We start from the raw sequence: 22,771 nt of genomic DNA, 5'->3' as shown, positions 1-22,771 counted from the left end.
ACAGGCCGCTTTATAACAAAACTACCTGTTTCGAAACCTTCCCCTTCCCTACCCCAACCGAAGCGCAGAAAGAGCAGATCCGAGGTATAGCCGAGCAGCTGGACGCGCACCGCAAGCAGCGGCAGACGCAGCACCCTACGCTCACCATCACCGACATGTATAACGTGCTGGAGAAACTGCGGTCGGGTGAGGCGCTTTCAGCCAAAGAGCAGAAAACCCACGAGCAGGGGCTGGTGAGTATTTTGCTGCAGCTCCACAACGAGCTCGACGCCGCCGTGGCCGCCGCCTACGGCTGGCCCGCCGATTTACCGGAAGAGGAAATACTGGAACGACTGGTGGCCCTTAACAAAGAACGCGCCGCCGAAGAGGCACGCGGCCTTATCCGCTGGCTCCGCCCCGAGTACCAGAATCCGCAGGGCACGCAGCAGGGCGAGCTAGGTATAGAAAGCAAAAAAGCAGGCAAAACCGCCATAGCCACCGCCAAAGAAGTACTGGCCTGGCCGAAAACGCTGGCCGAGCAGGCGCAGGCCGTGCAACGGGCCCTGCAGCTGCACGAGCGCCCCGCCACCGCCGAAGACCTGGTGCGCCAGTTCAAGCCCGTGGCCAAACCCCAGCAGACGCAGCGCCTCCAGCAGATCGACAGCCTGCTGCAAACGCTTCATGGCCTGGGCCTGTTAAGAAAAACCGAGCAGGAGCAGTATGTGAAGTAAAGACCTCGCGGCGTCCGAAGGTCCCGCGAGCGTCTGGGCTATACCTGTGCTTGTTGTTATACCTGTAACTATACCTATACCTGTGCCGGGTCCAACCACCCCTACCCCTCCTTGTCTTTTTAGAGGGCCCCTACCCCCAGGAGGGGAGTTTTTCCTACTACTTTGGCGTTCTCGCGTTTAGTTAGTTACTTATTACTTCCTTCTTTAGCTTTCTTGCGTTTAAGTGTACTCCACAAGAAGCTGAATGTTATGGGTTTGCACAACAGGAAATATTTGAAAGAGAACAGGCTGATTCTGAGGAATAGTTTAACGCCGGCGGAGGCTGAACTTTGGAACCACTTGAAAGTTGGTCAACTGGAAGGTCGCAAATTCAGACGCCAACACAGATTAGGCAACTTCATACTTGACTTCTACTGCCCCTCTGAGCGACTCGCCATTGAGTTGGACGGTCAAGTGCACCAACATTCTGTTACCGAACAAGCTGATATGGACCGTGATTTAAAACTAAATGAATTAGGTATTAAAGTTCTTCGCTTCGAGAACAAAGAAGTTTTCCAACAGCTAGATGCCGTCCTACAAGAAATCAAAACCTGCTTCAGTAAGTAAAAAGCAATAAGTAAGCAAGCAAGTAAACGCTAGAACGCTGATGTAGTAAGAAAAACTCCCCTCCTGGGGGTAGGGGCCCTCTAAAAAGACAAGGAGGGGCAGGGGTGGTTGGACCCGGTACAGGTATAGGTAAAAGATCCGGTACAGATATAAGAAAGGTATAGGTATAGCTAACTCAAAATCACTTTACAGCCCCTACTTCACACCGCTATACCTAAAATAACAGCAACACACAATCCGGAATAAAGCAAAATACAAATGTATTTGTTTATATTACAAAACCTATTCTCCCGGATTTTCAAACCCGAGAGAGCAGGTATAGGCGAAGCGGAGAAAAGTGGTGGAACGCAGGTATAGCGCTCCTTTACTTGGACAGTTCTTCGATAATCCTACGCTTAACGCCGCGCTCTATTTCGCGCTCCACGTTAATGGTATCGGCCGCACCGATCTTGTTGGCCAGCGAGTCGATGCCGGTGTAGCGTTCCAGCTCCTTGTTGGCGGTATGGTGCAGCGAGTCAATGACCATCGAGGCACCGGATTCTACTACGTTGTAAAAGGTGTCTTCCAGGTTATTGTCTGAGGAGCAGGATACGGCGCTAAAAGCGAGGGCTAGATAAAGTAATTTCTTCATTAGGGTGAGATAATTTTCAGTGCTAAGATACCACGCTTAACTGCAGCTACCATACCAGCGCGCGTCGAGCGACCGCGACATTATACAGACAACGGCAGCAGCAACCTAAAAAGCAGGTATAGCCTGCCAGACGTACAGCAATTGTTATCCCGGGTTCGCCACCTGTCAGTTAAGCCTGAATAACGGCCTTTACCATGCGGATTATGAATCAGAAAGAGCGGGGAAGCTTTTAAGACAATAACAAAACTGAATTTCAAGATAAATCAATGCCGGTTAAACAGCCATATTGCAATTTTGAGCCTGGCCAGGATAGGATCAGGCGACTGACCTGCGAAGGTTGGTTGCTACAGGAAATGAAGGTTTTAAAAACCGAGAAATGGATAGGCGGGCATTTGAAACTGACTATTTTTAAGTGCTGTAAATGCTAGAACTACTGGAAGATAGGTGAAGTATTCGACTCTCACCATGGCTATTCCAAAGAAGCGATAAAACCAGGTGAAACGATGTGGTTGGATGAGGAGATTGTCAGTTTTTCACTTCATGAATTGCTTAAATAAACACGAACTAATCATACACTTAAACCGACGAATAACTTATGCAAACCAGAATCATGATGACCTTTAGCGCCGCTTTACTGGCCGTGCTAGGTATAGCCTTTACCTTTCTGCCCGAAGAGTTAGCGGTATACCTGGGCTCGGAGCCGGATCTGCTTGTTGTGCTGCTGCTGCAAGTGCTGGGAGCGCTATACCTGGGTTTTGCCATGCTCAACTGGATGGCCAAAGGCAGCCTGATCGGCGGCATCTACAACCGCCCGATCTGCATCGCCAACTTCACCCATTTTTTCATTGGCGCGATGGCCATGCTCAAGTTCCTGTTCCGCTACCCGGAGCAGCCCTTCATCCTCTGGATTTTCTGCGCCATCTATGCCGGCCTGGCCGCCTGGTTCGGCCTCACGCTTTACCGGCATCCGCTGCCAGAGAAAGAGGCAAAGGTGAAGGCCTGAGGAGAAAGCACCAAGCCCCAGGGGCTTTGTTGTTCCTTCTCCCTTTTCAGGTATACCTCAGCAGGCAACAGCTTTCTTTTGCCTCCTGATTCCAATGAATAAACCAGGTGCAGGCGCTGATATACCTGCTGTAAAGTGTATCTTGAGGCATTCGGAAACCTGTACTTTCACCTCAAACACTTAACCCATGGAGAACCTCTTCACCTCAACTACTACAGCAGCACTTACCCAGCGCATCAACAAGCTTGCACCTGACACAAAACAACTGTGGGGAAAAATGAACGCCGCCCAGATGCTCGCCCACTGCAACGTCATCTACGAGATGGCTTATGAAGACAAGCACCCTAAGCCCAACGCCTTCAAGCGGACCATCCTGCGACTGCTTTTGAAAAACACGGTAGTCAACGAAAAACCTTACAAGCAAAACAGCGCCACCGCGCCACAGCTCAAGATGAAGAGCGACAAAGACTTTGCAACCGAGAAAGAACGCCTCCTGCAGTACATACGCCAGACAGAAACCCTGGGAGCCGCGCATTTCGAAGGCCTTGACTCCCATTCCTTCGGCCCGCTCACCAGCCAGGAGTGGAACAACATGTTCTACAAACACCTCGACCACCACTTAAACCAATTTGGTGTGTAGGGTTAGTATTTGTTGTCAAGTGGATTTTCTGCTGCTGTTCTCCTACCTGTTTTCCTGATTGAAGCTTGGTTGAAGGGAGGCAGGTAGATGGCTATAACACACCCCCTGCCCCTCTCTTCAAAGAGGGCCCCTTCCCCCAGAGGGGAATTGCCACCTCTACTAATTAGTAGGTATAAGCGTTGTAGTTGATTACCCCATCCCGGCCTTCCCCTAAGAACAGGGGAAGGAGAGGTGCACGATTGACATCCCCCTGCCCCCTTCGAAGGGGGACTTTTCGGATTTTGCCCATATTCAGGTAAAGCTCTGTAGCATCTATTGCCATACCGGGTCCAACCACCCCTACCCCTCCTTGTCTAAGGAGGGGAGTCCGCCGCTACCCAATTTTTAGGTATAAGCGTCGTAGCACACACCACTGGCAGGTATAGCAAGGCTAACTTGCCAGTGGTGTGTGCTACGAAGGTATAGCCTCAGCCATGTGCACAAGCGACGATTTTGTGTTTGAGCGATCAGCGAGTTTAAAATCGTCTTGATTTTTTTGCCTACTTTTTTCATCAAGGAAAAAAGTAGGTGCCCGCCGCACAGGCGAAGCTATAACACAACACTGTTTGCTATACCTGAAACAGCCGTAGCTACACCTATAAAATTAACAAAAAGAAAAGGGGCCATTAGCCCCTTTTCTTTTACTGACACTAGCATGTACGCTTGCGCCAAAACCATACAATAAAATGATACTTTGAAGTCCCTGAACACCCTCCCCCGTTATGGGGAGGGCCAGGGTTGTATTGAAAACTCAAACTTATACCTTCACGGCCTGCGGAGTCTGCACGATCCTCTTCTGAATGATCGCATTCCATTTCTCAGCAAGCTGCAGCTCGCCTTTCAGCATCATGATGTCTTTCGTAACATAGAACGGCAGGTATACGCTGGTCGCTTTCGCCCCGTAAAAGGCGATGCGCAGCCCGACCGCGTCGATGATGCGGTTGCCGTTCACATCGCGGTGCGCATTTTCTACAACGCTTTGCTTGACAGAACCCAGGTCCAGGATTGTCTCCTGCGGATCGTTATCCTCTTTGTGCCAGAAATACAGGCGGTTATTGGCCTCGTCGAGACCGATGCCGTACTTCTCGTTCCAGAAATCATGCTCGCCCAGTTGCAGCCCCTGCCGGTTTGCGGCCTCTATAAAAGGCTGTTTTGCTATGTTTAACTTCGACTTTTGCCTGCGCTGTATGTAAATAGCAGGAACCACAAACAGGGCTAAAGTCACTATGACCATGAGGATGGTTGATGTATCCATTTTTCTTTTCTTTTTTATATAATGTAAAATGATAGGTACAGGTATGCCTGCCGGTGCATTAACCGCTTCATACCTGATGGTGTTGATCAGTGGGGCTTATGCTCTGCTGATCGCTAAAAAAGAAAAGAAACTACCAGAAGTAGTGGAACGGGAAAATGATGTCGCGGATGGTGAGGCCGGGACTAAAATACCGGGCCCGTTGCAGGTAGTGCACCGCCTTCAGCTGCAGCCTGAACTCCTGTGTCAAGATCAAGGCGGCCAGTCCCGGGAACGCCTGCTTGAGAGGTGCCGAAGGCCTTGGCTGCCCTAAGCGCAGTTGCTCTTCCGGCTGGAGGAGTCCCGACGTGCTTCCAAGTTTGCCTTTGTCAAAATGAGAGGGTTCGCCCTGCGTGGCCCATTCCTTTACCGATTGGGCCCGCATCTCCATCGCCGCCCTGGTCTGCATTCCGTAGAAAGCAAAAAAGAGCGAGAGCGCAAAGACTATATTTTTGACAGCGTAGTGCACGTTGCAATATACCGATATTAAACAAGGCCTGCCCCACCCCAGTCTCGATTAGTTTCAATTTTGAAGTCAAGCTGCGTGACGGCTGCACGTCACAGACCAGCGGCAGCGGCGGCAGTTCTTCAGTTATACCGGCTAATGGCAGCCCTGCCCCGTTCTTTGTCGAGGGCTCCTACCCGAAGGGAAACTTTCGCCGCTAGTGCTTTCCCACGTGTCACCCAGAAAGGATCTTGGTTGAAGGGAGGATAGGCAGTTATTATAACACACCCCTGCCCCTCTCAAGAGGGGAATTTGTGAAGCTGCTCCTTTAAAGGTACAAATGTTATAGCTGTTGCAGTTCTCTTTCTATACCGGTTCCAACCACCCCTGCCCCTCATTGTCTAAGGAGGGAGCCTGTAACTGCCATCTCAAGGTATAAGCTTTGTAGAAACTGACTCACAATGACACGCAACACTGGCAGGTATAGGAAGACTAACTTGCACTGAAACTACGAAGTTATAGCATTAGCCAGGTGCACCAATTGACGCTCCACTGTTTGAGCGTTCAGCGAGTGGGGGTAGGGCCCCTCGATTTGGAGCGTCTTGATCTTTTTGCCTACTGGGGGTAGGGGCCCTCGATTTTTTCATCAAGGAAAAAAGTAGGGCCCGCCCGGCCAGGGCAAAAGCCAGCTATGCATTTGCGCATCTGCTATACCTGCAACAGCCGCCGCTACAAAGCAAAGTAAGCTATTAATTCCAGCACGAGCTACAAGCTCGCACTAGCGAAGAAATCTGATACCGTATCTGATCAGTGATCGACTGTGGTCAATTACCTGACGCAACGTATTAGATACAGTCTCTCACTCACTCGGTTATCCACTCCCTCCGTGGCAACATTTAGCATCCGGCCTCCGGTATAAAAAATAAAGTTTGTCAGAAAGGCTACCACAAGTACGTACTAGATAAAACAGCACGCTATCTAATTGAAAATAAACCTACACTTACAAGCATCCATAAAATGTACACGTTAAAACCATTCAAACACTACTGGAACAGTCTCGGCCAGCGATACTGCACCATCCGCTACTTCAGATCGCGGAAAATGGTCCAGCTTATCTGGAAAGATACCGCAACCAGGGAGGGTATAAAGGATGTGGCAATAGGGCTCAGAAAAGTGATCCGTAAATACCCTTGTCGCTCTATACTAAACGATGTGCAGGAATTTCACCAGGGGCCGGCCGATTACCTGATGTGGTCTGACTGGGATATGGAAGGGCTGGTTGAAGAAGGCATCAGCTACATTGCCTACGTGCTGCCACCTGAGGAAGCGTTACTGGAACCAATAGAGGCCAGCAACCAGACACCTGAGGTAAGGTTTTTCTGGCACATGATGGATGCCCTAGAGTGGCTCAGCAAACAGAATCTTACTTAAATACTCCCTCTACACAGGGTAGGCGGGCACCTTTTTAACAATCATCTCTGCAACAGCGTATTAAGCAAAACACCACCCTGCGCACAAGTTTCAGGGGCAGGTGAACTGATAAAACTATGGAAAAAATAAAAACGCAAAATGGCTGAGATACACATCGAAAAAAAGGAAAAACCCGTGTGGCCCTGGATCCTGCTGGTCGTGATACTACTCCTGCTGGGCTGGGCTGTCTATGAACTGTTTCTGAAGGACGGACAAGTCCAGGCGCTTGCCGCTTTCAGCACGCTGTTGCCTGCGCCAAGCCCTGAACTGACGCCTGATTTGATACGCACTTAAACTGAACTTATGAACGACAACGAGTTAAGAAACGAAAGACTGGTGCCTCTGAGCGAGCTGAAAGACTACGAGGTCGCCAAAAACAACACCGACGTGACAGGCTGGCGCGTAGTAGGTGCCGACGGCGAAAAACTGGGCGACGTGAAAGACTTGGTGGTGGACATGGACGCTATGAAAGTACGCTACCTTTCCGTGCTTGGAGACCACCGCTTCTTCGACCGCGACCGTGATACCTACCTACTCATACCGATTGGCGCAGCTGCCCTCGACCGCAAAGGCAAGAACATCTTCGTGGCCTCTGTTGATGCGAAAAGCATTGCCACCTACCCGGCCTATCCGGGCGGACCAATTTCGCCTGATTATGAATATGCCGTGCGTGACAACTTCCGCCGCGCCCACCGTGACGCCTTCGACGACAAGAACGAGTACAAGTCTGAGTTTGACGATGCCCTGCAGCACGACACCACCACGACGCGCCGCATCAATCCGGACTTTTACAACGACGAGTCGTTTAACGAGGACCGTTTCTATGCCGTGCACGATGCTACTCCAGACCGTGATGCACAAGCCAGACGTGTAACTGACCGCAGCGAGAACAGAGACTACCGCAGCAAGCCAGTAGAAGATTCCATCACCACCATCGAGCGGCTGGAGAATCTGCGTGAGCGCGGCTCGATTACTGAGGAAGAATTCATTCTCCTCAAGAAAAGAGCGCTGGATTCTTAGGCCAGCCCTATCCGTATGCTATACCTGCAAAGCCGCACCTGCAAACCGTGCGGCTTTGTGGTTTACGGGCAGCTGCGAACAAATTAGTTACAATGGAGTAAAACGAATGATTAAACGCTTTATACCAACCACAAAAAATAAGATACTATGAAACTATCCCGACTCATCCTTCTGAGTGCCATCGGTTTGGCTACCATGGGCGCTTCCTGCAGCGAAGAAAGGGCAACCGAGCAGGAAGACAAAGACCCGCAGGAACCCGTAGCCACCACGCCGCAGGAAGACTGCCAGCCAATTGACAGGGGCACCGCCAACTCTCCGGAGCAGAAACCTACCTTCGAGGGCCAGACCCGCGCCTGTGAGATAAAATCTGAAACGGCTATTGACGTGCAGGTGCTCACCAAGAACCTTAAAAAGCCCTGGGCTGTGGAACCCTTGCCGGATGGCAACCTGCTGGTAACCGAAAAGGGCGGCCAGATGCGCCTAGTGTCGGCCACCGGACAGATTGGCACCCCGATAACAGGTATACCGAAAGTAGACGCCCGCGGTCAGGGCGGCTTGCTGGACGTGGCCCTCAGCCCCAAGTTCGACTCCGACCGGATGATCTACTGGAGCTACACCGAACCACGCCAGGGCGGCAACGCCACCAGCGTAGCCCGCGGGGTGCTTTCCGAAGACCGTACGCGTGTGGAGAACGTGCAGGTGATCTTCCAGGCACAACCCACTTACGATGGCACGATGCACTACGGCTCCCGACTGGCATTCGGACCGGATGGTATGCTGTACATCACCCTGGGCGAGCGATCTGATATAGAGATTCGTCCGCAGGCGCAGCAAATGAACAGCCACATGGGCAAGATCATCCGCATTGCGCCGGACGGTAAAGTGCCAAACGACAACCCGTTTGTAAAGAAAGAAAACAACCTGCCTGAGATCTGGACTGCCGGTCACCGCAACGTGCAGGCTGCCGCCTTTAACGGACAGGGCCAGCTCTGGATCGTGGAGATGGGCCCGCAGGGAGGTGACGAACTGAACCTGATCGAAAAAGGAAAGAACTATGGCTGGCCTACGGTCACTTTCGGGGAGGAATACTCCGGGGAGCCTGTCCCTGGCGCGGTTACCACCAAAGAGGGATTTGTAGATCCTGTCTATTACTGGGACCCGGTAATTGCCCCGTCAGGAGCGCAGTTTTACACAGGCAGTGCTTTTCCGGAGTGGAAGGGTAACCTGTTTGTGGGTGGCCTCCGCGCACAAGCGCTGGTGCGTCTTCGCATCGAGAACAACCGCGTGACGGGCGAAGAGCACTTGCTCAAAGACCGCGAGCAGCGGGTGCGTGACGTACGCCAGGGAGCAGACGGTGCGCTATACCTGGTAACCGACCAGGAGAACGGCGAGCTCTGGAAAATTACGCCGAAGCAGTAGACGCTACAAAAAATGCAGCAACAAAAAAGGACAGGTATACGCCTGTCCTTTTTATATTTAATACTGATCCGGATGCTTATCGCTGAGTGACCGGAAGCGTCACCCGCAGCATATCCCAGGTAATCTGAATGCTGCCTGCACCCTCCTCCCCTGAAATGATTTCATAGCGCAGTCTTTCCTGTTTGGTGGGCGCCAGTTCGGGCTTTACGGTAAATCGGAGCACATCCTCTGCTTCCTTGTAGTCGTCGGCCAGGTGCTGCTCCCAGTTTTTGTTGATGATGATCGTCCACTCCTGCTCACCCGGTATCGTAAACAGGGCATACTTCCCTGCCGGCAGTGCCTTTCCCCCTATCGTGATGTCCTTGTCAGTCATCAGGCTGGTGGCAGTATGCGCGCCCGTTACCCATACCTGGTCATAGGCCACCAATCCGCCCCATATCACGCGTCCACGCACGGCAGGCGAATGGTAGGCAATGGTCAGGTGGGCGTCCCCGATCATGCCGTGGGCTTCCGCCTTCAGGCTGCCTTTCAGTGTGTCCGCCTCTGCCTGCATCCCGATGATGCGGGAGCCCTCGCTGGCTTGCATATTATGCCCGGAATGGCTTTCTTGTGCTGCAGACGTCTCCTGCTCTTTTTCCTGTTCCGGCTGGTTACAATACGTCAGGGTGGCAGTGAGCGCAAGCCCTAAGGCTATTCGGGTAGATGCTTTTTTCATGGCTCTGAGTTGTTTTGAGTACTTATGTACGAGGACAAGCTACAAATTATTCCTGAAATTAAAACACTCCCATACCCGGCATCAATGAAGCACTAATGACGCTGTAGAAGCTTAAAGAAAGGGCAGGTTAAAACGAAAGCCTTGCAAGCGTAGTACAAAGCTATAGTCATGAACCTTAAACCTAAAAAACTATGCCTTATAACAATTATCCCACCCTATCCGGCGCCTTGAACGACCTCAAAAAAAGAGGGTATACCGAGGATTTTAACCTGAAGGAAAACTGCATTGTCTGCGCCTCCAAATCGCTGGAGTTGAAACCTGAAGAGTTTTACATTGATGAAGTACACCGCTTTGAGGGCATGAGCAATCCGGATGACAACTCGGTGATCTACGCCATCTCTTCTTCGAGTGGTGTGAAAGGCGTGCTGGTGGATGCCTACGGCCCCTACGCGCAGGCAATCACGCCTGAAATGGCGCAGAAGCTGAGAGCTTAAATCCTCCAAAATCATGGACCACGACCACCGGCACCATCCCGACAGCCAGAAGCAGCAGGCCAAAAAGCAACAGGACCAGCTAACCGAAAAGCCGAAGGAAACGGCGCTGCATGGACATGCACATGCCATACCCAAAGACACCAGCGGCCACCCGCCACATGACGGGCATGCCCACAGCGGACACGGTGAGCATGGCCACGACCATCACCGTATGATGATCGAGGACTTTAAAAAACGCTTCTGGATTTCGCTCGTGCTGTCTATACCTGTCATCATCCTGAGCCCGATGGTGCAGCATATCCTGAGCTTTACGCTGGATGTGCCTTACAGTATGTACATCGCCTTCATGCTCTCCTCCATCATCTATTTCTACGGTGGTTGGCCATTCCTGACGGGACTGGTCGAAGAGGTGAAAAAAGGTGCCCCAGGCATGATGACGCTGATCGGGGTGGCGATTACGGTGGCATATCTTTACAGTTCAGCCATTGTGTTTGGGCTGGGGGTATGGATTTCTTCTGGGAACTGGCTACGCTGATCGTGATCATGCTGCTCGGACACTGGATCGAGATGAAATCGGTGCTGGGCGCTTCCCGGGCATTGGAGCTGCTGGTGAGCATGATGCCGGCTGAAGCCATGCTGATCAGGGATGGGGAAACGGTGCGCGTGCGCATCGAGGAACTGCAGAAGGGCGACCTGATCCTGGTAAAGCCGGGCGAGAAGGTGCCTGCCGATGGCGTGGTGGAAGATGGGGAAAGTCACCTGAACGAGAGCATGCTCACCGGCGAGAGTAAACCTGTTAAAAAGACGATAGATGATAAAGTGATTGGCGGCTCCGTGAACGGCAACGGGGCCCTCCGGGTGCGGGTGGAGCATACCGGCAAGGAAAGCTACCTCAACAAGGTGATCAAGCTAGTGCAGGATGCCCAGAAAACGAAATCGGATACGCAGCGTCTGGCCGACCGCGCCGCCAAATGGCTAACCTATGTAGCGTTGACCGCGGGCTTTGGCACCTTTGCCATGTGGCTTATGCTAGGGCGCGACCTGGCTTTTGCGTTGGAGCGGATGGTCACGGTTATGGTCATTTCCTGTCCGCATGCGCTAGGCTTGGCCGTGCCACTGGTAGTGGCTATTTCCACAGCTGTGTCCGCCAACAACGGCCTGCTGATCCGCAACCGCACCGCTTTCGAAAACGCCCGCCTCATCACCACCGTCATCTTCGACAAGACCGGCACGCTCACCCAGGGCTCACATGAAATTGCCGCCGTCGTGACGTTTGATAAGTCTGTGGACGAGCGGGAAATGCTGCAGCTGGCCGCTGCAGTGGAACAGAACTCGGAACACTTCATCTCCCAGGGCATCCTCCGCAGAGTGAAAGAACAAGGTATAGCCGTACCTCCCTCCCAGTCTTTTAACTACCTGCCCGGCAAAGGACTGGAAGGGATGGTGGAGGGCCGGGATGTGAAGGTGGTGGGACCCAACTACCTCAAAGAGTTTAACATTCAGGTACCGGCCAGCGAGGCCGAAGAGGGTGTAGAGACGGTGGTGTATGTGCTGGTAGACGAACAGGCTGTCGGCTACATCACCATGCGCGACCAGATACGGGAGGAATCGGCAGAAGCTATACGCGTGCTAAAGGCGAACGGCATTAAGAACCTGCTGCTGACCGGCGACAACGAGCGGGTGGCCAAAAGCGTGAGCGACAAGCTACAGATGGACGGCTACCTGGCCAACGTGCTGCCCCACCAGAAACAGGAGAAGGTGAAGGAGCTTCAGGCCAAAGGCGAGTTTGTGGCCATGACGGGCGACGGCGTGAATGATGCCCCTGCCCTGGCGCAGGCCGATGTAGGTATAGCCGTGGGCTCCGGCACAGACGTAGCCGCCGAAACAGCCGACATCATCCTGGTCAACAGCAATCCGCAGGACATCGCCTCGCTCATTCTCTTCGGCAAGGCTACTTACCGTAAAATGATCCAGAACCTGATCTGGGCAACCGGTTACAACGTCATCGCACTGCCCCTGGCCGCTGGTGTACTGTATAAACAGGGCATCATGGTGTCGCCTGCCGTGGGTGCGGCGCTGATGAGCCTGAGTACTGTGATCGTGGCGATCAATGCGCAATTGCTGCGCCGGCAGATCAGGTAGCAGCAGAAATTAACGTGCCTCGTATAAACAAAGAAAATAGAACCATGAGAAACTCCTTGATCCTCCTCTCTTTTGTACTGCTCTGTGTGAGCGGCTGCCAGCAGCCTGACAATGTGCAGGAAATGCTGCGCGACGAGGCCGAACGCCAGCAGGTATACAGCACCATTCTGGAAGATGAGCAGATGCGCAACGAAATGATGGCGATGATGCGCGATCAGAACATGGGCGCAGGCATGATGCGCGGCGGCATGATGCAGGGCGGTACGATTGGCGACACGTCAGGAATGGTCAACCTGCACCGCCAGCAGGTGCAGCAGCACATGAAACAGATGATGACCCTGTGCGAATCGGACACGGTTGCCTGCAACGAAATGGCCCGTCTCATGCTGCAGCATCCAGGTATGATGAACAGTATGATGGCGCGCATGCAACAGCGTGGCATGATGGATAGCACCCACATGAACCGGATGCGCAGCGGGATGAAGCGCTAGCGCCTGTCTGCCATGCTAATATTTTTCAGAACCTCGTGTTGCCTTAGGAAGTAAAACAGGTACTTAGTGCGCCACCTCGCTTACTGTTTATGCAGATACTCTACGCGATCGCAGGTATTGCCCTCATCCTGTTTGTTTTGAAAGACCTGATCACGACCACCCTGTCCTTCCAGGGAGGCGGTCGTTTGACGAATTTTATTGCAGAAAACACCTGGCGTTTGTGTCTGAAACTGGCTGGGAAGGACGGCAAAAGGAAAATGATGGAGCGGATAGGCCACCTGCTGCTTATCCTCATCATTACGTCGTGGGTGGCAGGTATGTGGCTGGGTTCTTTTCTGCTGCTGCTCTCCGACTCGGCCTCGGTGCTGAACAGCACGACCGAAGCCATCACCACGGCCTCCGAGAAACTCTACTTTGCCGGCTATACCTTGTCCACCATGGGGAATGGCGACTACAAGCCGGGAAGCAGGCTGTGGGATATTGTAGCCAATCTACTGGCCTTTAGCGGACTTGCCTTCATTACCGTTTCCATCACCTACATCATGCCCGTTCTGTCGGCGGTTATCCTGCAGGTGAAACTCAGTGTGTTTCTCAACAGCCTGGGTAACTCGCCCCAGCAGATGCTGCTCAACAGTTGGAACGGGAAGAACTTCGACCGGCTGCTCAAGCACGACGCCGACCTGGCCGACATGATCACACAACACAGCCAGAACCACAAGGCCTACCCCATCATCCACTACTTTCACAGCATTGAACAACGGGAGTCCGTCATCCTCAACCTCACGATATTCGACGAAGCCATCAATTTTCTGAAGTTCGGAGTGCAGGATGAGGCCAGACCTTCTGATGCAGACTTACTTACCATCCGGGGGGCGCAGGATTTCTACCTGCATATACTGGAGCGGCATCATAAAAACGAAGAGCAGGCACCCTATACCTTCCCGGAGATGAATTGGGATGCCCTGATCGAAGCGGGCGTTCCGTTAAAAACAGAACTTTTAAGTGTCTTTCACTCCCCGGAGACCTTCAAACAACGGCGCGAGATCCTTACTTATCTTCTGTACCAGGATGGGTGGAGCTGGACAGACATCTACAGACCTGATCCGGTTTAGGTATAGCACCAAAAAAATCCGGCAATTTCTTTTGAATATTCATCAATAAATCGTAATTTTACGATCATAAAACAACTACATGGAACTTACTAAGACAGCGCAATTTACAGACGAAGATATCCTGATCGCCCGCTATGCCAAAGCATTGGGTCATCCGGCCCGCATTGCCATTCTGCGTGTGCTGCTGGAGCGCAAAGCCTGCATCTGCGGCGACATCGTGGATGAACTGCCACTGTCGCAGTCCACGGTATCGCAACATCTGAAAGAGCTGAAGGAAGTGGGCCTGATTCAGGGAGACATTGATGGCAAAAAGGTATGCTACTGCATCAACGAGCAGGTATGGAAACAGGCGCAGGAAACGTTGGGCGAGTTATTCAAACGCTATACCTCTTGCGACAACAATTGTTGCTAAAAAAAATTTACCTAAATTGATCGTAATTTACCGATATATAAAAACGATAGCAATATGAACAAGGCAGAAGAACTTAAAAAAATAGTGCGCGACAAGTACAGCGAAATCGCGCTACAAAGCAAAGAGCAGAACGAGACCTCTTGCTGCGGGGCCACCGGTTGCGGCACCGTAGACTACGCCATTTTTGCAGACAATTACACCGAGCTGGAAGGCTACAACCCGGATGCAGACCTCGGGCTTGGCTGCGGTGTGCCTACCGAGTTTGCCCAGATCAAAAAAGGCGATACGGTCGTTGACCTTGGCTCTGGCGCCGGCAACGACTGCTTTGTGGCCCGTGCCCTGGCCGGTGAGAGCGGCAAAGTGATTGGAGTAGATATGACTGAGGCAATGATCGCCAAAGCCCGCGAAAATGCCGAAAAGCTGAACTTCAACAACGTGGAATTCCGCCAAGGTGAGATCGAAGCGCTGCCGATAGCGGCCAACCGTGCCGATGTGGTGATCAGCAACTGCGTACTCAACCTGGTGCCGGACAAGCGACAGGCCTTTGCCGAGACTTTCCGCGTGCTAAAGCCGGGCGGTCACTTCAGCATTTCGGATGTGGTGCTGGTGGGCGAGTTGCCAGAAGGCATTGTGCAAGCCAGCGAGATGTACGCCGGCTGTGTATCAGGCGCCATTCAGAAAGAAGAATACCTGCAGATTATCCGTGAAGTGGGCTTTGAAAATATCACGGTGCAGAAAGAGAAAGCGATCCAGGTTCCGGACGAGATCCTACAGGACTACCTGGATGCGGAAGAAATAAAAGCTTTCCGGGAAAGCAACACCGGTATCTATAGCATCACGGTTTACGGCAGCAAGCCTATCGAAAACCTGGCCTGTACGCCGGGTGGAGGTTGCTGCTAAGCTAATTTGATCATATAAACAGACGGGAGTAGCCAAAACTTGAAGAAGGCTACTCCCGTTCTTGTTTTCCTATACCTGCTATCAGGGCGCAGCCGACAGCGTGGACACGATCAGGATGATCAGACCGAGTTGAATGCCGGCACCGATGCCCACTCCCGCCAGGGCCTTTCCTCTTTTCTTGCGGGCGGCCTGTTCTTTATACCCTTTCATGTAGTCTTGATCTTCCAGCAAACGGATATCGGAAACATGGTCAGGCTTTACTTTAGGAGGCGTGGCTCCAATAACGAGACTACCGGCCAACCCGAGCGGAAACATGACCATCGAACTGGCCGCCGAACCCCACATAGCGCCGTTGCCTTTGTAGTACTGCTTCGCATCTTCTTTGCCTAGCGCATACAGCTGGTCCGGCGTCATACCTTGTGCTATACCTGACAGACTATCTAGCTGCTCGAAAACCTCTTTTGTCCCATTCTCAAACTTCACCATAAACACCTCGGTTTTCGGCAGCCGCCGTGTTATACCTTGCAGAGAATCAGGGTGCTGGTAAAGGACTTCGTGCAGCGTTATTTCCAACACACGCGAAGGAATTTCTTCACCAGTCTTTTTTATGATTCTATCCTGCGCCAGCGCCAGGTGCTGCAGGCTGAAAATCAGCAGAAATAGTATCGCTCCTTTCATATCTGTTCAGTTTAAGGATTAGTATTTGCGTGAGTTAAAGCCGAAGAGCACACTGAAGCGCATGCCGTCTGAGGAGGGGGCGATGGCGACATTCACCGGAAAGTTGACGCCCTGGCTTTGAAAATTAGTGCCCGCTGCCAGTACCAGTCCGGCTCCACCCAGCGATACGTTCGGACCGATGCCAAACTCAAGTCCCTTCGCTCCTCTTATACCTACCAGCGCGCTCAGACTCGGCAGAAATTTTCCCTGTTCTAAGCCACCTATCAGCGGCACAAATTCGAACAGACCGGAAGTGCCGTTTTCGAGCGTGAAAACCCGTGTCTCAAACTGCCAGCCAAACTGGGTCATCAGAGCACTTACGTTTGTGTCGAAGTCATCTTTGATGTGGTCGCGGTAGTTCTGGCTCAACACCGTGAATCCCAATCGGGGGCCGCCCAGTTTCAGGCTTTGCTGATTGTTTGGTTTGGTATACACCGGTTGCTGCATAGCCGGACGCGACTCGTTCATAATAACCTTGGTGCCGTTCTCATACTTGATCATAAACACGTCTGCTTTTGCAATGGAAATGATGGGTCCCTCCAAGTTGTCGAAGCACTTATACCTGACTTCCTGCAGGTTGATCTCCAGTACCTTGACTTCCAGCTCGTCGCCGTTTCGTTTGATGAGCACGTCCTGCGCCTGGCCCGCAAAGCAGAAGAGACAGGCAATGATGGTGAGCAATAAATTTTTCATGGTCGATGTGTGTAATGTGTATGTTTATTTCTAGTTTTTGATAGATCAAACTTACAGCACACATACAGGTATAGAAAGCCACCAAAACGATATTAAGGACTTTTTAAAACTACTTTTACTTAGTATATATTACTAGTCTACAATCACTTATATTAGCATAATCAGACTTTGAATATTTAAAATAGACTCAGAAACTTAATGAAGGAGGTTGGCTATACCTACATCTGATTGAATTCAATTTTTTAAACGGTACGCCTTACTAAAAACACGATGGACGATCTCAAAATAACGCTGGAAACGCTTGGTGAGGAAGACCGTCGGGAGCTCGGCATTTTCATTCAGCGGCAGAAAAAGAAAAAGAGCCGTAAGGACCTGGCGCTTTACAAACTTTTACTACAAGAAAAGCACTACACACCAGAGCAACTGATCACCCGCCTATACCCTGAGGACCCCAATCCGGTGGCCTACTATGCGCTCCGCAAAAGGCTTACGCGCCACCTCACGGACTTCATCATGCTCAAGCGGATGGAGGAAGACAGTACCTCGGCCTCTACGATCATGGGTTTGCTCTCGCTCTCCCGTTACCTCTTCGACGCACAGGTAGAGCGACTGGCCTGGCACTACCTGCTCAAGGCCGAAAAGATGGCCACAGCCAACGAACAATATGATCTGCTCAACACGATCTACAACCTGCAGATCGAGAAAGCAGAAAGCGCGTTTGCCGGGGACCTGGACAAGATCATAGCCAGACGCAATCTGAACAAACTGGCTGCCGACGAAGTAGAGCGGGCAAACATTGCCAGTAGTATCATCAGCCAGCGCCTGCAGGCTGTCCGGCGCCAGGGCAGCGACCTGCACTTTGACCGGATCATACAAGAGGTCCTCAGCAGTTATAGCCTGACCGAGGCGGTGAGCAAACGACCGCAATTGCTATACAAGCTGATGTCCATCGCCCGGAGTGCTGTGCTGGCTCGCAAAGACTTTCTCACCTTTGAGCCTTTCATCATTAGCCAGTACCAGGAAACAGAGCAGAAATACGGCTTCATCAAGGCGCATCAGTATTACAAACTCAGCCTCCTCTACATGATCGCGCACGTGCTGTACCGGAACAAGAAATTTGTGGAGTCGATCCACTACCTGGCCCTCCTGCACAACAGCATGAGTGGCGACGGCAAAAGCCACTTCGCGACTTTTTATCCGCGCTACATTTTTTTGATGGTGGCCAACCTGGTCTTTCTGCGCAACAACGCGGAGGCCATTGGGTTGATGGAGAAGCTACTCTACAAAAGCAAGGTACACCTGAGTCAGCGTGACCAGTTAACTGCCCTGTTGGGCCTGAGCTTCAATTACTTTGCGCAGGGCGCTTTTGGCAAAGCGAACCGTGTGCTGCTGGGCATCAAGCGGTCAGACAAATGGCTGGAGCAAACCATGGGGCGCGAGTGGGTGCTGAAGAAGAAAATGGGAGAACTGATTCTGCAGTATGAACTCAGCAATGAAGACCTGGTGCTAAACAAGATCCGGGCGTTTGAGCGCACGTTCAAAGACCTGTTGCAACAACCAGCCTACTACAATGTGAAGCAGTACCTACAGCTAATCAAGCATATGGTGGACCAACCAGAGGCAGTTGCCAGTGAGGCCTTTTTTCAGCAGGTCGAGCAGAGCCTGGAATTTGAATCGTTTGAGAACACCGACATTCAGGCCATAAGTTTTTATGCCTGGCTCAAAGCCAAAATGCTCCGCCGCCCCTATTATGATGTGCTGCTTGAACTGGCGCAAAGCAGCCTGTAACCTAAGCAACTCTGCTTGCTCTAACACAAAAAGCTGCGGCTAGCGTATAAGCACGAAAAATCAGACGCCATGACATCAGAAAAATACACCGTCCCGGCCCAGACCCGTATCGGGCATGTGCACCTGAAAGTAGCCGACCTCGAAAGGGCCCTGGCTTTTTACCGCGATTTGCTGGGCTTTGAACTGATGATGATGTACGGACCGGATGCGGCCTTTATTTCGGCGGGTGGCTATCACCATCACATCGGGCTGAACACTTGGTACAGCAAAGGAGGCACGCCGCCTCCGGCACGCAGCACCGGTCTTTTTCATACCGCCATCCTCTACCCTACCCGCAAAGATTTGGCTGCTATCCTGAAGCGGATCCGGGAGACCGGCTACCGCCTCGACGGCGCATCCGACCATGGCGTTTCGGAAGCGCTATACCTGTCGGACCCCGATGGCAATGGCGTTGAGCTGTACTGGGATCGGCCGCAGGAGCACTGGCCACGCGACGAAGAAGGCAAGATCACCATGTATACCCAGCCACTTGATCTGCAAGATTTGCTCAGTGAATTAGAAAAATAAGCTTTCCTGACGAAGGATTCTATACCTTAAATACAAAGGACTTCCGATGCAGACGACGCAGCAGCGGTTCAAATAAATTAAGTATACCTTTGGCAACTAGTTCATTGTCGGGTAGTCCGGCCCAAAACCAAAAACCAACTCCATGCCCCACATCACCCTTATTTCTTCGAGTGTGCGCACCGGCCGCAAGAGTCATCGTGTAGCGCTATACCTGCAAAAGTACCTCGAACAACACCAACTGGCCACAACCGAAATTGTGGATCTGAAGGCCTATGACTTTCCGTTGTTTCATGAGCGCTACAGTCGGCTGGAGGAGCCCACGCCTGCCATGCAGGACTTCCGGGAAAAGATTGTGAAAGCAGATGGTGTCATCATTGTGACGCCAGAGTATAACGGCGGCTATCCGGCCAGTCTCAAAAACGTGGTGGACCTACTCTACGATGAGTGGCACCGCAAGCCTGTGGCCATTTCGACGGTTTCTGGAGGGGCCTTTGCTGGTACACAGGTCATCACGTCGCTGCAATTCTCGCTCTGGAAAATGCGCGCGTGGACCGTGCCCGCCATGTTTCCCGTGCCCAAAGTGCAAGACAATTACGACGAAGAAGGCAACGCCGCTGACAAAGAAGCCACTGACAAAAGAGCAGACCACTTCCTGCAGGAACTACTCTGGTGCGTGGAGGCTAAGAAGAAAATGGACGAATCAACTGACAAATCCTGATACCCGGCGCTATATACCTGGGCCAACCACTGTCATTCCGACCAGTGGGAGGACTCTGAGGTATACCCATCAGGGAAACAGGCTCCGCCTTTCGTCAGAATGACAGCAGAGACTCTGATTATTAACTAGAACCGCATAAGGACTCCACTGCTATACCTGTCGCTGAGCACAGATATAGGTATAACCCTACCCCTCCAACTCTACAAAATCGGCACTGCGCGGCAGCTCCATGAAATGCTGCGCCAGTTCCTCTGGCAGTGCCGCCAGCTTTCTTTTCAAAACATCAATCCAGGCACCTTCCACTTTGATGACGGCTGCCTTCACACCGTTGGCTTTGTAGAGTTCGTGCCGCAGCGCCCAGCGCGAGCCGTCTTTGCGCCCTGCAGTCAGTTCTGTCAGGATGGTGATCTCCTCGTTTATGCCAATCTCCCGCAGATAAGTAGTTTCTTCTTTAAACAAGATCGGGCCGATGTGCAGGCGCTGGAAAGTTTTGAGATCCAGTCCGAGTTCGTCAAGCGCTTCGATACGGGCCTGGGCCGCAAAATCAGCATAGGCAGAATGGCGCATGTGCATGTTCGCATCCAGGTGCGACCACATTACTTTTCCGGTGTAGGTATGGGGCATGTAAGTTTATTTTAATGGATCGGTGTGATAACGGTGGTAAGATGGCAAAGTTATACTTTATAGGTATAACACAGGGTGGTTTCTACTAACATCCTAGCGGGAAAGAGCTTCTGATGCTATATATTTAATCTTTAATACATACATTTACAGGAGCATAATCTATTCTATTCCAGCCTATGAGGACAATTTTACTTTCATTCTTATTGCTTTTCATTTTTCTTTCTGCTCCAGCACAACATCAGGAGTACAAGATTACTCAAACGATTGGTCAAACATTAAGTAATCCTTACGATCTGGCAATTGCTCCGGATGGTAATATCTATGTAGTGGACCATTTTAATGTAAAGGTATTCAATACGGCAGGTGTTCTGCTTAAAGAACATTTTTTAGATGGGAAGCTTGCTGGGTTTGGCATAACAGTGGATAGTCATGGAAATTTCTATGTCACAAGGGGAGACCACACGTTCTGCAAATATTCACAAGATGGTGAATTGCTCATGCGTATTGGAGGACTTGGAAGTGGCCCTGCAGAATTCAATTTCCCTAACGGAATAGAACTGGATGCAGCGGGTAACATTTACGTTGCTGATACGCGCAACCACCGCATCCAAAAGTTTAGTCCCCAAGGTAAGTTTATAAAGATTATCGGAAGTTTTGGCTACAAGTCTGGAACTTTTGACGAGCCAACACAGGTAAAAATCGATGCACAAGGCAAAATAAATGTAGCGGATACACATAGATTTCAGCGCTTTGATGCTGAAGGAAATTTTGAAATGTCTATTGAGGGTGAGGCTTTTATAGGTGGATTAGGTTTTGACAAAGTTGGCAACATCTACATAGTGAATGGAGTGTTTAGAACTATGAACAGGTATAGCCCTTCAGGCAAGTACATCGACAGTTTCTTTCAAGAAGGACCTGAGGAAGGCAGTATCTATGCCACAGAAACAAAGCTTAGATTCGATCGAGAAGGCTACCTCTATATCCTCGAGAGAGATATGACATCGCATGGCAACAGAATTCAGAAGTTTTCTCCTTCATTTGAATTCCTACACTCATTCGGCAATGTAGGACGCCATAGCCATAACGGATTAGAACTCTGGTGGCTTGCCACATTTGATAAAGCAGGAAACTTTTACACATTTACATCCGAAGAGATAAAGCTATACCGTAAAGATGGGACATTTGTGAGGCACATTGCAGTAAACTTACAGGCAGCTCAAATTAGGGATGCAGTAGTAAACAGCAAAAGAGAGCTTCTTATTCTCTCTACATCTGAAACAAGAAAATTGTCTCGCTTTTCCAGTACTGGAGAATACAAAGGAAGTTTAATGAAGGTACCATACCCTGACCAAGATATCTTTGCTCCTGACTTTATGAAACTTGATGCAGCTGATAATATTTACCTGTTTGGGAAAAAGACGAATGGAAATAGGGTGTGCTACAAATTTAGTCCTGAGGGGAATTTTATTAAACAAATCAATTTCAAACTAGAATATACCAAATACGAATCCTTGATTCCTACGGCATCTATAACGATAGATCCATTAGGTAATTTTTATGCAATTTATGATAAGGAAATTCTAAAATTCGACCCAAGCGGCAATATGCTCTTTGCCCTCGAAGTATTAGATTCAAAAAGTTATTATGGAAACACGATATCTTCGGATAACAAAGGATACCTATATGTTACTGATCGTCTAGGAATAAAAATATTTGATCCGTCGGGTAAATTGGTAAATAAAATAGAAGACAGGTATACAATAGCCAGTAATCCGCAAAACGCAGGTCTTTATGTAAGTTATGATGGGACAACGATTACACATATATACAGAGATGGAATGTATTTCAACACTATCCGAACGTATTCCACTCAAGAGCAGGCACCGATTGTAGGCTATATCACAGGTAATGTTTTTTTAGATGCCAACAGTAATTGTATACAGGATAACTATGAATCCAGTATACAGAATATTATTGTAGAGGCCCTTCCAGGACCTTACTATGCAAAATCTGACAAAGATGGTTTTTATCAACTTGAGGTCCCTCCAGGCTCCTATACTATCAAACAGGTATTACCTCAAATAGCTGGGAAACAGTTTGAGCAATTGTGTCCTAATAACATTG

24 protein-coding genes and 2 pseudogenes are annotated in these 22,771 nt (G+C 50.7%); 18 read left to right on the top strand and 8 right to left on the bottom strand.

Translation table 11 applies throughout. The features are described 5' to 3' along the window. Positions 1-155: 155 nt before the first annotated feature. Positions 156-710: a hypothetical protein gene (locus L1278_RS11415; protein WP_253404172.1), complete on the top strand. Its 555-nt coding sequence runs from the start codon at positions 156-158 to the stop codon at positions 708-710. Positions 711-983: 273 nt separating this feature from the next. Next, positions 984-1,316: an endonuclease domain-containing protein gene (locus L1278_RS11410; RefSeq protein ID WP_253404170.1), complete on the top strand. Its 333-nt coding sequence runs from the start codon at positions 984-986 to the stop codon at positions 1,314-1,316. 364 nt (positions 1,317-1,680) lie between these two features. Here L1278_RS11410 and L1278_RS11405 read toward each other — a convergent pair whose 3' ends face one another. Continuing rightward, positions 1,681-1,947 (bottom strand): hypothetical protein, encoded by a 267-nt coding sequence (locus L1278_RS11405; RefSeq protein WP_253404168.1) that lies wholly within the window; start codon positions 1,945-1,947, stop codon positions 1,681-1,683. A gap of 595 nt (positions 1,948-2,542) precedes the next feature. Here L1278_RS11405 and L1278_RS11400 point away from each other — a divergent pair. Together L1278_RS11400 and L1278_RS11395 are read left to right on the top strand one after the other, a co-directional pair. Continuing rightward, positions 2,543-2,950, top strand: coding sequence for a hypothetical protein (locus L1278_RS11400; protein ID WP_253404166.1), 408 nt, complete (start codon positions 2,543-2,545; stop codon positions 2,948-2,950). A 187-nt stretch (positions 2,951-3,137) separates the two neighbouring features. Further along, a complete protein-coding gene (locus tag L1278_RS11395; protein WP_253404164.1) occupies positions 3,138-3,590 on the top strand; it encodes a DUF1569 domain-containing protein in 453 nt (150 codons plus the stop codon). A gap of 384 nt (positions 3,591-3,974) precedes the next feature. Here L1278_RS11395 and L1278_RS11390 read toward each other — a convergent pair whose 3' ends face one another. From L1278_RS11390 to L1278_RS11380, 3 genes are all read right to left on the bottom strand, one after another. After that, positions 3,975-4,142 carry a hypothetical protein gene (locus L1278_RS11390; protein WP_253404161.1) on the bottom strand — a complete coding sequence of 56 codons (168 nt, stop codon included), beginning with the start codon at positions 4,140-4,142 and terminating at the stop codon, positions 3,975-3,977. Positions 4,143-4,386: 244 nt separating this feature from the next. Further along, a complete protein-coding gene (locus L1278_RS11385) occupies positions 4,387-4,884 on the bottom strand; it encodes a hypothetical protein (RefSeq protein ID WP_253404159.1) in 498 nt (165 codons plus the stop codon). Between the two features lie 130 nt (positions 4,885-5,014). Further along, positions 5,015-5,329, bottom strand: a complete 315-nt coding sequence (locus L1278_RS11380) for a hypothetical protein (RefSeq protein ID WP_253404157.1) — start codon at positions 5,327-5,329, stop codon at positions 5,015-5,017. A 1,053-nt stretch (positions 5,330-6,382) separates the two neighbouring features. On the opposite strand from L1278_RS11380, the gene L1278_RS11375 reads away from it, so the two are divergent. The 4 genes from L1278_RS11375 (at position 6,383) to L1278_RS11360 (ending at position 9,274) form a co-directional block, all read left to right on the top strand. Further along, the gene (locus tag L1278_RS11375; protein ID WP_253404156.1) at positions 6,383-6,796 is read left to right on the top strand and encodes a hypothetical protein; all 414 of its coding nucleotides are present in this window, start codon (positions 6,383-6,385) and stop codon (positions 6,794-6,796) included. Positions 6,797-6,934: 138 nt separating this feature from the next. Then, positions 6,935-7,129, top strand: a complete 195-nt coding sequence (locus L1278_RS11370; RefSeq protein ID WP_253404154.1) for a hypothetical protein — start codon at positions 6,935-6,937, stop codon at positions 7,127-7,129. Between the two features lie 9 nt (positions 7,130-7,138). Beyond that, a complete protein-coding gene (locus L1278_RS11365; protein WP_253404152.1) occupies positions 7,139-7,855 on the top strand; it encodes a PRC-barrel domain-containing protein in 717 nt (238 codons plus the stop codon). Between the two features lie 147 nt (positions 7,856-8,002). Beyond that, on the top strand, positions 8,003-9,274 hold the full coding sequence (locus tag L1278_RS11360) for a PQQ-dependent sugar dehydrogenase (RefSeq protein WP_253404150.1): 1,272 nt from the start codon (positions 8,003-8,005) through the stop codon (positions 9,272-9,274). A 76-nt stretch (positions 9,275-9,350) separates the two neighbouring features. Here the strand turns inward: L1278_RS11360 and L1278_RS11355 are convergent, their stop codons facing one another. After that, positions 9,351-9,989: a DUF2911 domain-containing protein gene (locus tag L1278_RS11355; protein WP_253404148.1), complete on the bottom strand. Its 639-nt coding sequence runs from the start codon at positions 9,987-9,989 to the stop codon at positions 9,351-9,353. 191 nt (positions 9,990-10,180) lie between these two features. Between L1278_RS11355 and L1278_RS11350 the strand changes: the two genes are divergently transcribed. The 6 genes and pseudogenes from L1278_RS11350 (at position 10,181) to L1278_RS11325 (ending at position 15,540) form a co-directional block, all read left to right on the top strand. Beyond that, positions 10,181-10,483 carry a phosphoribosylpyrophosphate synthetase gene (locus L1278_RS11350; protein ID WP_253404146.1) on the top strand — a complete coding sequence of 101 codons (303 nt, stop codon included), beginning with the start codon at positions 10,181-10,183 and terminating at the stop codon, positions 10,481-10,483. A gap of 13 nt (positions 10,484-10,496) precedes the next feature. Further along, a pseudogene (locus tag L1278_RS11345) lies at positions 10,497-12,625 on the top strand (copper-translocating P-type ATPase). A 44-nt stretch (positions 12,626-12,669) separates the two neighbouring features. Then, positions 12,670-13,116, top strand: a complete 447-nt coding sequence (locus L1278_RS11340; protein WP_253404143.1) for a hypothetical protein — start codon at positions 12,670-12,672, stop codon at positions 13,114-13,116. A gap of 89 nt (positions 13,117-13,205) precedes the next feature. After that, the gene (locus tag L1278_RS11335) at positions 13,206-14,228 is read left to right on the top strand and encodes a potassium channel family protein (protein ID WP_253404141.1); all 1,023 of its coding nucleotides are present in this window, start codon (positions 13,206-13,208) and stop codon (positions 14,226-14,228) included. Between the two features lie 79 nt (positions 14,229-14,307). Continuing rightward, positions 14,308-14,640, top strand: a complete 333-nt coding sequence (locus L1278_RS11330; protein WP_253404134.1) for a helix-turn-helix transcriptional regulator — start codon at positions 14,308-14,310, stop codon at positions 14,638-14,640. Positions 14,641-14,694: 54 nt separating this feature from the next. Beyond that, a complete protein-coding gene (locus L1278_RS11325) occupies positions 14,695-15,540 on the top strand; it encodes an arsenite methyltransferase (protein ID WP_253404119.1) in 846 nt (281 codons plus the stop codon). An 81-nt stretch (positions 15,541-15,621) separates the two neighbouring features. Here the strand turns inward: L1278_RS11325 and L1278_RS11320 are convergent, their stop codons facing one another. Both L1278_RS11320 and L1278_RS11315 read right to left on the bottom strand, forming a co-directional pair. Continuing rightward, positions 15,622-16,218: a hypothetical protein gene (locus L1278_RS11320; RefSeq protein ID WP_253404117.1), complete on the bottom strand. Its 597-nt coding sequence runs from the start codon at positions 16,216-16,218 to the stop codon at positions 15,622-15,624. A gap of 18 nt (positions 16,219-16,236) precedes the next feature. Then, positions 16,237-16,950 (bottom strand): hypothetical protein, encoded by a 714-nt coding sequence (locus L1278_RS11315; RefSeq protein WP_253404115.1) that lies wholly within the window; start codon positions 16,948-16,950, stop codon positions 16,237-16,239. Between the two features lie 270 nt (positions 16,951-17,220). On the opposite strand from L1278_RS11315, the gene L1278_RS11310 reads away from it, so the two are divergent. The 3 genes from L1278_RS11310 to L1278_RS11300 all read left to right on the top strand — a co-directional run bounded on the left by L1278_RS11310 (position 17,221) and on the right by L1278_RS11300 (position 20,023). Beyond that, positions 17,221-18,738 (top strand): hypothetical protein, encoded by a 1,518-nt coding sequence (locus tag L1278_RS11310; RefSeq protein WP_253404113.1) that lies wholly within the window; start codon positions 17,221-17,223, stop codon positions 18,736-18,738. A gap of 69 nt (positions 18,739-18,807) precedes the next feature. Beyond that, the gene (locus L1278_RS11305) at positions 18,808-19,305 is read left to right on the top strand and encodes a VOC family protein (RefSeq protein WP_253404111.1); all 498 of its coding nucleotides are present in this window, start codon (positions 18,808-18,810) and stop codon (positions 19,303-19,305) included. A 142-nt stretch (positions 19,306-19,447) separates the two neighbouring features. Beyond that, positions 19,448-20,023 (top strand): NADPH-dependent FMN reductase, encoded by a 576-nt coding sequence (locus L1278_RS11300; RefSeq protein ID WP_253404109.1) that lies wholly within the window; start codon positions 19,448-19,450, stop codon positions 20,021-20,023. A 186-nt stretch (positions 20,024-20,209) separates the two neighbouring features. Here the strand turns inward: L1278_RS11300 and L1278_RS11295 are convergent, their stop codons facing one another. Beyond that, the gene (locus L1278_RS11295) at positions 20,210-20,647 is read right to left on the bottom strand and encodes a thioesterase family protein (RefSeq protein WP_253404107.1); all 438 of its coding nucleotides are present in this window, start codon (positions 20,645-20,647) and stop codon (positions 20,210-20,212) included. A 176-nt stretch (positions 20,648-20,823) separates the two neighbouring features. On the opposite strand from L1278_RS11295, the pseudogene L1278_RS19655 reads away from it, so the two are divergent. Then, positions 20,824-21,252, top strand: a pseudogene (locus tag L1278_RS19655) (NHL repeat-containing protein); the annotation flags it as partial. Positions 21,253-22,771: the final 1,519 nt, after the last annotated feature.

Origin of the sequence: Pontibacter sp. HSC-36F09 (genome assembly GCF_024171605.1) — a bacterium.
GTDB lineage: Bacteria > Bacteroidota > Bacteroidia > Cytophagales > Hymenobacteraceae > Pontibacter.
This window is presented reverse-complemented; position numbering and strand designations above follow the sequence as displayed.

Excerpts from the sequence above, each read along its gene's own strand:
- L1278_RS11415 (WP_253404172.1), top strand. The coding sequence starts at position 156 with ATGTATAACGTGCTGGAGAAACTGCGGTCGGGTGAGGCGCTTTCAGCC.
- L1278_RS11405 (WP_253404168.1), bottom strand. The coding sequence starts at position 1,947 with ATGAAGAAATTACTTTATCTAGCCCTCGCTTTTAGCGCCGTATCCTGC.
- L1278_RS11400 (WP_253404166.1), top strand. The coding sequence starts at position 2,543 with ATGCAAACCAGAATCATGATGACCTTTAGCGCCGCTTTACTGGCCGTG.
- L1278_RS11395 (WP_253404164.1), top strand. The coding sequence starts at position 3,138 with ATGGAGAACCTCTTCACCTCAACTACTACAGCAGCACTTACCCAGCGC.
- L1278_RS11390 (WP_253404161.1), bottom strand. The coding sequence starts at position 4,142 with ATGAAAAAAGTAGGCAAAAAAATCAAGACGATTTTAAACTCGCTGATC.
- L1278_RS11385 (WP_253404159.1), bottom strand. The coding sequence starts at position 4,884 with ATGGATACATCAACCATCCTCATGGTCATAGTGACTTTAGCCCTGTTT.
- L1278_RS11380 (WP_253404157.1), bottom strand. The coding sequence starts at position 5,329 with ATGCAGACCAGGGCGGCGATGGAGATGCGGGCCCAATCGGTAAAGGAA.
- L1278_RS11375 (WP_253404156.1), top strand. The coding sequence starts at position 6,383 with ATGTACACGTTAAAACCATTCAAACACTACTGGAACAGTCTCGGCCAG.
- L1278_RS11370 (WP_253404154.1), top strand. The coding sequence starts at position 6,935 with ATGGCTGAGATACACATCGAAAAAAAGGAAAAACCCGTGTGGCCCTGG.
- L1278_RS11365 (WP_253404152.1), top strand. The coding sequence starts at position 7,139 with ATGAACGACAACGAGTTAAGAAACGAAAGACTGGTGCCTCTGAGCGAG.
- L1278_RS11360 (WP_253404150.1), top strand. The coding sequence starts at position 8,003 with ATGAAACTATCCCGACTCATCCTTCTGAGTGCCATCGGTTTGGCTACC.
- L1278_RS11355 (WP_253404148.1), bottom strand. The coding sequence starts at position 9,989 with ATGAAAAAAGCATCTACCCGAATAGCCTTAGGGCTTGCGCTCACTGCC.
- L1278_RS11350 (WP_253404146.1), top strand. The coding sequence starts at position 10,181 with ATGCCTTATAACAATTATCCCACCCTATCCGGCGCCTTGAACGACCTC.
- L1278_RS11340 (WP_253404143.1), top strand. The coding sequence starts at position 12,670 with ATGAGAAACTCCTTGATCCTCCTCTCTTTTGTACTGCTCTGTGTGAGC.
- L1278_RS11335 (WP_253404141.1), top strand. The coding sequence starts at position 13,206 with ATGCAGATACTCTACGCGATCGCAGGTATTGCCCTCATCCTGTTTGTT.
- L1278_RS11330 (WP_253404134.1), top strand. The coding sequence starts at position 14,308 with ATGGAACTTACTAAGACAGCGCAATTTACAGACGAAGATATCCTGATC.
- L1278_RS11325 (WP_253404119.1), top strand. The coding sequence starts at position 14,695 with ATGAACAAGGCAGAAGAACTTAAAAAAATAGTGCGCGACAAGTACAGC.
- L1278_RS11320 (WP_253404117.1), bottom strand. The coding sequence starts at position 16,218 with ATGAAAGGAGCGATACTATTTCTGCTGATTTTCAGCCTGCAGCACCTG.
- L1278_RS11315 (WP_253404115.1), bottom strand. The coding sequence starts at position 16,950 with ATGAAAAATTTATTGCTCACCATCATTGCCTGTCTCTTCTGCTTTGCG.
- L1278_RS11310 (WP_253404113.1), top strand. The coding sequence starts at position 17,221 with ATGGACGATCTCAAAATAACGCTGGAAACGCTTGGTGAGGAAGACCGT.
- L1278_RS11305 (WP_253404111.1), top strand. The coding sequence starts at position 18,808 with ATGACATCAGAAAAATACACCGTCCCGGCCCAGACCCGTATCGGGCAT.
- L1278_RS11300 (WP_253404109.1), top strand. The coding sequence starts at position 19,448 with ATGCCCCACATCACCCTTATTTCTTCGAGTGTGCGCACCGGCCGCAAG.
- L1278_RS11295 (WP_253404107.1), bottom strand. The coding sequence starts at position 20,647 with ATGCCCCATACCTACACCGGAAAAGTAATGTGGTCGCACCTGGATGCG.